The sequence below is a fragment of the Pseudonocardia nigra genome (assembly GCF_019396355.1).
Classification (GTDB): domain Bacteria; phylum Actinomycetota; class Actinomycetes; order Mycobacteriales; family Pseudonocardiaceae; genus Pseudonocardia; species Pseudonocardia nigra.
On the sequence record NZ_JAHKRK010000494.1, the window covers coordinates 1 to 1,090 of the forward strand.

Annotated in this window: 1 protein-coding gene; it reads left to right on the forward strand. The window is 70.3% G+C overall.

The window, feature by feature from the left end; genetic code table 11:
* Positions 1 to 1,070, forward strand: a 1,070-nt coding sequence (locus tag KME75_RS41835; protein WP_219420568.1) for an ISAs1 family transposase, incomplete at its 5' end; no start/stop codon positions are given.
* Between the last annotated feature and the right edge of the window lie 20 nt (positions 1,071 to 1,090).

Below are 1,090 nucleotides of genomic sequence, written 5' to 3' on the forward strand. Positions count from 1 at the left end.
CGATCGCCGGCTGGGCCCGCGATGTTCCCGCCGCGGTACTGGCCCGGCTCTACACCCGACCCAGCGAGCCGCCGTCGAAGGCCACTATCTGGCGGGTGGTCACCGGCGCCGACGCCGCCGCGGTCGACGCGGTGATCGGCGCCTGGCTGCTCGCTCAAGCCACTGCTCGCGACACCGCCCGCGACGACACCGCCCGCGACACCGCCTCCGAGGACACCGCCTCCGAGGACGCCGTCGGCGAGGACGCCGTCGGCGATCGGGACGACGCCTGTGGACTGCTCGCGATCATGGTGGACGGCAAGGCCGTGCGCGGCGCCGTCGACGCCGACGGCGAGCAGGTGCGCCTGCTCGCCGCGGCCACCCACCACGACGCCCTGGTCCTGGGGCAGGTCGAGGTCGGCGCCAAGTCCAACGAGATCCCCCAGTTCGCCCCGCTGCTCGACACCCTCGCCGCCGCCGGGGTCGACCTGGCCCACACGGTGATCACCGCTGATGCTCTCCACACACAACGTGCGCACGCCGACTACCTGCATCAACACGGCGCCGGGTTCGTGCTCACCACCAAACAGAACCAGCCGCGCCTCTACGCCGCGCTCGACGCTCTGCCCTGGGCACACACACCCGTCCTCGACCGCCAGATCGACCGCGGCCACGGCCGGATCACCACCCGCACCATCCAGGTCCTGCCCGCACCCGCAGACCTTCCGTTCCCGCACGTACAGCAGGTCTGGCTAATCGAGCGCTATGTCACCGATCTCGACGGCATCCCGCGCTCCGCGGTCGCCGCGCTCGGTGTCACCAACCTGCCCGCCGACCGCGCCACCCCCACCCAGCTCGCCTCCCTGGTCCGCGACCACTGGGGCATCGAGTCGCTTCATTGGCTGCGTGACACCGTCTACCACGAGGACGACTCCACCGTCCGCACCAGATCAGGACCCCGCGTCATGGCCGCGCTGAGAAACCTCGCAGTCGGAGCCATCCGGCTCACCGGTCGACGCGACATCACCGAGACAACCCGAGAAGCCGCCCGGAACATGACCCGCCCCTTCAAGATCCTCAAACTCACATGACGATCTTGAAACGACCGTGG